Source organism: Paraburkholderia sp. RL17-347-BIC-D, from assembly GCF_046027915.1.
Taxonomy (GTDB): domain Bacteria; phylum Pseudomonadota; class Gammaproteobacteria; order Burkholderiales; family Burkholderiaceae; genus Paraburkholderia.
This window is the reverse complement of record NZ_JARESS010000032.1, coordinates 91092-98479: the sequence shown is the minus strand read 5'-3', so window position 1 is coordinate 98479 and position 7388 is coordinate 91092. Positions and strand designations below refer to the sequence as shown.

5 protein-coding genes are annotated in these 7388 nt (G+C 59.3%); 2 read left to right on the top strand and 3 right to left on the bottom strand.

The window, feature by feature from the left end:
• From P0D96_RS32605 to P0D96_RS32595, 3 genes are all read right to left on the bottom strand, one after another.
• On the bottom strand, nt 1-757 hold a 757-nt coding region (locus P0D96_RS32605; protein ID WP_408317635.1), incomplete at its 3' end, for a hypothetical protein.
• Nucleotides 757-951 carry a hypothetical protein gene (locus P0D96_RS32600; protein WP_408182910.1) on the bottom strand — a complete coding sequence of 65 codons (195 nt, stop codon included), beginning with the start codon at nt 949-951 and terminating at the stop codon, nt 757-759. The genes P0D96_RS32605 and P0D96_RS32600, both read right to left, overlap by 1 nt.
• Before the next feature lie 329 nt (nt 952-1280).
• Nucleotides 1281-1418, bottom strand: coding sequence for a hypothetical protein (locus P0D96_RS32595; RefSeq protein WP_408182917.1), 138 nt, complete (start codon nt 1416-1418; stop codon nt 1281-1283).
• A gap of 61 nt (nt 1419-1479) precedes the next feature.
• Between P0D96_RS32595 and P0D96_RS32590 the strand changes: the two genes are divergently transcribed.
• Both P0D96_RS32590 and P0D96_RS32585 read left to right on the top strand, forming a co-directional pair.
• The gene (locus tag P0D96_RS32590) at nt 1480-2211 is read left to right on the top strand and encodes an IS6 family transposase (protein ID WP_408317633.1); all 732 of its coding nucleotides are present in this window, start codon (nt 1480-1482) and stop codon (nt 2209-2211) included.
• Between the two features lie 889 nt (nt 2212-3100).
• The gene (locus P0D96_RS32585) at nt 3101-7264 is read left to right on the top strand and encodes a CheR family methyltransferase (protein WP_408317631.1); all 4164 of its coding nucleotides are present in this window, start codon (nt 3101-3103) and stop codon (nt 7262-7264) included.
• Nucleotides 7265-7388 lie beyond the last annotated feature (124 nt).

Below are 7388 nucleotides of genomic sequence, written 5' to 3'. Positions count from 1 at the left end.
GCTTGGGAGACATGCCGTATCTCCGCGTCAGGTAGCGGTTGAGGGACCTCAGCTTGCGACAGTCTTCCAGATCTAAACGGTCAGCGGCACAGATGCGGATGCGACGAGCCGAATTGACGCGACCGACATGAAGGTGACAGTTGCGCCGGCGTGCGAGCAATCCCCACGCTTCTGCCGTTGCTTCTTTCCACTCAGTCGATCCGCCGATGAAAATCCCAACGACGGGCGACAGGAGCGGCGCGACGTCCTCCAGTTGCATCCCGTTCTGCACCGCGATGAGCAGCTGTGACGGAATTCCCCGAAGACGTTCCTTCCAGCGCAACGAGAAGTCGAGCGACGCGAGACCTCCCTGCACGATGTCCGGGAGGACGATCCAGTCCGCGCGCTCGCCGAGCTTTTCGACGACCGCCAGAAACGCGGATTCATCGAACGGCTCGCCACGCTGATACGCAGTCCACGCGCCGTTATCAATCGCATAGCGCATACCCTCTGTGCGATGTTCGCCTTTGGCCGAGACCAGAAGACGCCAGTCCGCATCGGAGAGGGCCTCGAGATTGCGACGCGTCCCCGTACGGCTTGCATAGCCCACCATCGGCGGGCTATGCATGGTCAGACGTTCCTCGATATCGGGATCGTCATCGGCACTGCCGTCAACGCAGTAGTAATCGGCGTAGGCCATGACAGCCTGTGCCCATCCCTGCTTTTGACCGACCGCATACGCCGAAAGCCAGCTCGGCTCGGTAAGCGCCGCACTCATCACGCTGCCCCCCGGTCGGGCGTCGGTCTGCCACCGATGACGAGAAATTCCTTCTCTCCCGCCGCCCGCTTCATGTTGCGCACCCACGGACGAACTTCATTCGGACACGTCGGCTGACCCTCGATGTACTTCATCGCTTCAGCTTCCGTCTCGAACTGTGCGGGATATGCGCCAAGAATTGCTGCTTCGAACATAGAAACTCCACAAGTGAATGCGGAGCGACCCCGGCGGGATCGCTTACCCGCGGGGTAAAAAGATGAACAGCTAACGCCTTAACGGGCGTGAAACGTCTTCATACAAAAGCCGCCGCACGTATCCCGCAGGGCATCGACTCCCCGGCAAGGAAGTCGGGGACGACTAGCCGAAATACCAACAGTTGCGTTCATGCGATTTGCACGCGCGTCTACGCGGAAGACGGGGGCGCGATGGAGTCGCATTACGTCTTGCAAATGAAGCACGTCGCGCTTCGTCACACGATGGCGCCGAGAACAAGTGAAGTTAGAGGTTGCCAATAGCCGCTGCGTTAGCCCACGAATTCAGGCTGCACCAGCCACTCGCGCCCCTTGAGCATCACGTGCCAGTAAACGGGCGGCAGGATGCGCTCCTTCAGCAACCACGCGAGTCGCGACGGGCGCTTGCCGTCGATCAGCCAGGTCGGCATGGACGGCGCAACCTTTCCGGGCACTGTCAGGTTGATGTGGAGGCGGCGGTAGAATGAAGTGATGAAGAAAACGAAATCGCTTTATCACGGTCACCGTTTCCCTGCCGTCGTCATCAGCTGCGCGGTTCGGTGGTATTTCCGGTTTAGCCTGAGCCTGCGCGACGTCGAGGAGTTGTTGCCCGAGCGTGGTGTCGTGGTCACGTACGAAACGATCCGTTGCTGGTGCGACAAATTCGGCGCTGAATTCGCCCGGTGCGCCAAAGCGGCGCGGCCCAGGCCGGGCAGCATATGGCATCTGGACGAGATGTTCGTGACGCTGCGCGGCGAGCCGTATCTGTTGTGGCGAGCGGTCGACGAGCACGGTGCTGAGCTCGATGTGCTGGTGCAAAAGCGGCGCGATAAGTCCGCGGCAAAGCGCTTCTTCCGGCGGGTGCTGCGTTCAAACCCGGTGCCGCGCAAGATCGTGACCGACCAGTTGCGCAGCTATCCGGCGGCGAAGGCTGAGATTCCTGAGCTCGCTCATGTAAAGCACGTTTTCGTCAAGGCGGCTGCACGTGTGAACAACCGTGCCGAAAACAGCCACCAACCGACCCGCAGGCGCGAACGCCAGATGTGCGGCTTCCGCGATGCGCGTCGCACGCAAGCGTTTCTTTCATGCTTTGGCCCGATCCGGCAGCACTTCGCGCTGCCCAGACATCGGATGAGCGCGGCATGTCATCGTGCCGTACTCCAGGAACGCTTCGTCACATGGCATAGTTGGACTGTCACTACCGTATCTCAGAAAGCTATCTAATCAGGATAACTACGCTTTAGTCAAAAAGGTAGTTTACAACCGTCAACTTGACAAAGCCACCTGGAGGTATTCGAGGAAGAGTCGAATTGACCGCGTTACCTTCCGCATCCATTCCAGACTCCGATCGTGGCTCCGGTGCAGGAAGTAGTCGATCAGCGGTTCAAGAATCCCTGACGCGGTAAGAAGCGCGGGAATCTCGGTGTAGACGTTGGTTTCGTCCGTAAGGACCCGTGCTTTGACGCTGACGAACATGGCTCGACGGAAAAAAAGCAAACATCTTACGCACGCATTAAGTCACCACGTTGAAGGTCGCTATCGGAAACATGTCCGGCGGCGTTCTGGGATGGTTAAACGCTTTTCAGCACGGCTGTCACCGAGCTCGGGCAGACGCCAAAGAGCTGGCTGGACGCCAGGAGCGGAAACGGCACCTCGCTTCGACCGATGCTCACGAAGCCCTGCAGTGCAAAATAGGCTTACCATCAAGGAAGGAAGTACCAATGCTCGAGCGACTGCTACCGACTCGATGTCCCAGTTCGACCCTCGACTGATTCATTCCCAGCATATCGCGTCTGCCTGCTGACACATACTTGACGTGTTCCGTCTGAAGCGGTGTTCTATCCTGGTCGTTTAAGGGCGGACCGTTTGTCGGCTCATCAAGAAAATGGGCGCGACGGCTCACGCATTTCTGCATCCGCATACAATCCCACTTATTACCGATTGCGTCTGGCGCGGCAAAAATTCCGGCAACACTTGCGTACTTGCACCTGATCACTGTGTCCAGGCGCGGCTTCTGCTTTCCTGTCCATGCAGGCCGGTGTACGCTGGACGATCCATGCCGTCGTCTCACGGCAAACCGGGCCCGTTATCCCCGGACCCTTCATCGCTGCCCATGACCACTACAACATCCTCAGACCCTGGCTCCGGACAATCCGGCGCTACGGCTACGCCCGCCGCTTCACCGGCGTTTCCGGTGGTAGGCATCGGCGCTTCCGCGGGCGGCATCCAGGCGCTTCTTCGTCTCTTCGAGCAGATGCCCGCAGACAGTGGCATGGCATTCGTCATTGTGTTGCATCTTTCCCCGAAGTACGAAAGTCGTGCTGATCAGGTGCTGCAGCGGGTAACTTCAATGCCCGTCATGCAGGTTCGCGAGCCGACGCACATCGAAAAAAACAGCGTCTATCTGATCTCCCCATCGAATGACCTATCCATGTTTGATGGCTATCTCCGGGTGACGCCCGCGGAGCGCCCGTCGGGCAGGCCGGTGGCCATCGACCGGTTCTTTCGAAGCCTTGCGAACGCACACGGCGCTCGCGCCATAAGCGTAATCCTCTCCGGCACGGGCAGTGATGGGACCGCCGGGATCGGACGGATCAAGGAGTGTGGCGGCGTCACGCTGGCTCAGAGTCCGGACGACGCCGAGTACGGCGAGATGCCACAAAACGCCATTGCCACCGGGCTGATAGACATGTCGCTGCCGGTCGTCGATCTTCCGCAAAAACTGATCGAACTGTGGAGCAATGCACAGGTGATCCAGCTACCGGCGGTTGAAGGGGCGCCGCCGATCGCCGCGGCCCCGCCGAGTGAAAACGCTGTAGCGACAGCCGAAAATGCGTTACAGGAGATCCTCAAGGCACTGCGGATTCACACCGGGCATGACTTCCGTCACTACAAGCGCGCAACGGTGTTGCGGCGCATCGAACGACGCCTGCAGGTCAATGCGCTTCCTGATCTGCCTTCGTACCTGCTGTTTCTGGAACGACATCACGACGAAAACGGGGCGTTGCTGCGGGACATGCTGATTGGCGTCACGAATTTTTTCCGGGATCGCGAAGCGTTCGAAGCACTGGAACGGGAGGTCGTGCCCAGGATCTTTGAAGCCAGAAACGAAGAAGAACAGGTTCGCGCCTGGGTTGCCGGGTGCTCGACGGGCGAAGAGGCCTATTCGCTCGCCATGCTGTTGTGCGAACGGCTGGCCGAAGAGAACCATCAGTCCGGCATTCAGGTATTCGCCACCGACATTGACGAACGCGCCATCGAGTCAGCGCGATCCGGCCGCTATCTCGAGTCCATCCTGACCGATGTGCCGCCCTCCCGGCTGCGGCAGTTTTTCACTCACACGCGAGCGTTTTACGTTGTTAGCAAGGCGCTCAGGGAAAAGGTTCTCTTTGCCGCGCACAACATCCTGCGTGATCCGCCATTTTCGCAGCTTGACCTCGTGACATGCCGCAACCTGCTTATCTATCTTGACCGCGATGTTCAGCGGCAGGTCCTGCAGACTTTCCATTTCGCCTTGCGCCCTGGCGGATACCTTTTCCTAGGGAGCTCCGAGTCAGCGGAGATAGCGCAGGACCTGTTTGCGCCCGTCGACAAGAAGAACCGCATTTACCGCGCGAAACCTGCCACGCACCGAACGCGCGTGACGCCCCAACTAACGTCAGCAGGGAAAATGCCGCACACATCCCAGGTCGACGTCGCGCGGCCGTTACCCAGGCCGGCAAGCTTTTCGTTTGCGCCGTTGCATCAGCGGGTGATCGAACATTTCTCGCCGCCGAGCATTCTCGTCGACCGGGACGCTGAAATCCTGCACATGTCCGAACACGTCGGACGCTTTCTGCGTTACGTCGGCGGCGAGCCATCGCACAATCTGCTCACCGTCGTGAATCCTGATCTGCGCCTCGAACTGAGAACCGCGCTCCATCAGGCGCTGCAGCATGGCAATAGTGTCGAGGTCAAACGGGTCCGGTGCTCACGGGGCGACACCGTGTCCTATGTCAGTCTCTCTGTCCATCCATTCCACGACGAGGCAGCCGGCGGCGATGTGGTCGCCATCTTCTTCGACGAATTTGACGAACCAGAAATGGTGGGCTCACCCGATCCGGCTCGCGACTCTGGTCAGGACCGCGTCGTATCCCACCTCGAAACTGAACTGATCCGGACGAAAGAACTTCTGCAGTCCAACGTCGAACAATCGAACCTGTCGACCCAGGAACTGAAAGCATCGAATGAGGAATTGCAGGCAATCAACGAGGAAATGCGCTCGGCAACTGAAGAGCTCGAAACCAGCAAGGAAGAGCTTCAGTCGGTCAATGAAGAACTGGTTACGGTGAATGCCGAGCTACAGACAAAGGTCGAAGACGAAGCGAGGGCAAACGACGACCTTCAGAATCTCATTTTTTCCAGCGGCATCGCGACGATCTTCGTGGATCGGGCCATGCGGATCAAGCGCTTTACCGCGCCTGCAGTGAATATCTTCAACCTGATCGAGACTGATATTGGCCGGCCATTGCTGGATCTCCGGCATCGCCTGAACTATCCGGAACTGGCACAGGACGCGGCCGCTGCATTCGAGACGCTCAAGCTGACGGAACGGGAAGTCAGCACGAACGATGGAGAGTGGTTCATTGCGCGACTGCTGCCGTACCGGACACTCGATGACCGCATCGAGGGCGCGGTGCTGACCCTGATTGATATTAGTGCGCGGCGCCACGCTGAAGACGCGGCGCGAGCCAGCGAAGAGCGATTGAAGTTTGCCGCTCTCACCACAAACGACTACGCGATCATCGTACAGGACCTGGACGGGGTGATAGTGAGCTGGAACAGAGGCGCGCAGAGCGTGTTCGGCTATGAAGAAGGGGAAGCTATCGGAAAGCCAATCGATCTTATCTTTTCGGCGGAGGATCGGGAACAGGGTGTCCCGCTGGCCGAAAGAAAAAAGGCCATAAGTGCGGGTCGCGCGGACGATGAACGGTGGCATGTGCGCAAGGATGGCAGGCGGATCTACTGCAGTGGCGTGGTGACCGCGATCGACACGGAAGGCTTCAGAGGCTACTCAAAAATCGCGCGCGATCTCACCGACCGGAAGAGTGCCGAAAGTCGCCAGGCCAATCAGCTCGAACTGGAACGGCGGGTTCGGGCACGTGCCGTGTCGGCGAACCGGCAAAAGGACGAATTCTTTGCGGTGCTGTCGCATGAACTCAAGAACCCCCTGAACCTCATACACGTGAAGGCGGAGATGCTGACACGCGCACCGGAACTTCGGGACATCCCGCTGGTTCGGGACGCAACCGATGTGATTCTCCGGGCGGTGGTCGGCCAGGCAAAAATCATTGACGATCTGCTTGACCTGTCCCGGGCGCGAACCGGCAAACTCGCGCTGCATCTGGTATCCGTCGACGTTTCGGCAATCGTGCGCACGGTGGTCGACGCTAGCGCGTCTGACGCGGCTGCCAGCGGCGTTACCGTATCCGTTTCAGGCATGGACAGCCCTGTTCAGATACAGGCTGACCCGGTCCGTCTGGAACAGATCTTCTGGAACATCATCCGCAATGCGCTGAAGTTCACTCCGGCGGGCGGCCGGGTAGACGTGACTCTTTTGCCTGAAGACGGATTCGTGTGTGTGCAGGTTGAAGATACAGGACAGGGAATCGCACCTGATTTTCTTCCCCGCGTCTTTGATATGTTCAGCCAGGGCCGTACCGGTCCCGCCCGGGAACACAGCGGCCTGGGCATCGGGCTTTCGCTGGTGAAGCAACTGGTGGAAATGCACGGCGGGCAGATCCACGCGCATTCCGATGGCGTCGGGCGGGGCGCGACGTTCTCCGTGAGACTGCCCGAAATCGCCACCTCGTTGCCTGCGGAACATGCCCACATTGAGGTTGATGGGAGCGTCCTGAAGGATTTGCGAGTGCTGCTTGTGGACGATTCTGCCGACGCACTGGACGCCTTCCGGACGCTGCTGGAAATGGAAGGCGCGAAAGTGCGTGCCGAACTCAGCGGGAAGGCGGCGCTCGCCGCAGCAGCCGAAGCCCCATTTGATCTGATCCTGTCGGATATCGGCATGCCGGGAATGAGCGGCTATGAACTCATTGCGGAACTCCGGAAGCTATCCCAGACGGCGACCACACCAGCAATCGCTTTAACCGGATTTGGACGCGAAAAAGATGTGACGGAAGCACTGCACGCCGGCTTCGACGCACACGTTGGCAAACCGGTATCGCTGGCCGCCTTGCTTGCGGCGATCGGGCAATCGCGTTCGGTTCGCGGCGACACCTAGAGTCGTTCGCGCCACCTGCAACGTCATACGGTCCTTCGTCGGCGGTTTCGGGATTGCCGCTTTTGGCCGTCTCTGCCTGACGGCGACCGGCGGAACGACCCGTTTCGGGCGTCGATATTTTTTT

Coding starts and splice junctions, on each gene's coding strand:
- P0D96_RS32600 (WP_408182910.1), bottom strand. CDS start 951: ATGTTCGAAGCAGCAATTCTTGGCGCATATCCCGCACAGTTCGAGACG.
- P0D96_RS32595 (WP_408182917.1), bottom strand. CDS start 1,418: ATGCCGACCTGGCTGATCGACGGCAAGCGCCCGTCGCGACTCGCGTGG.
- P0D96_RS32590 (WP_408317633.1), top strand. CDS start 1,480: ATGAAGAAAACGAAATCGCTTTATCACGGTCACCGTTTCCCTGCCGTC.
- P0D96_RS32585 (WP_408317631.1), top strand. CDS start 3,101: ATGACCACTACAACATCCTCAGACCCTGGCTCCGGACAATCCGGCGCT.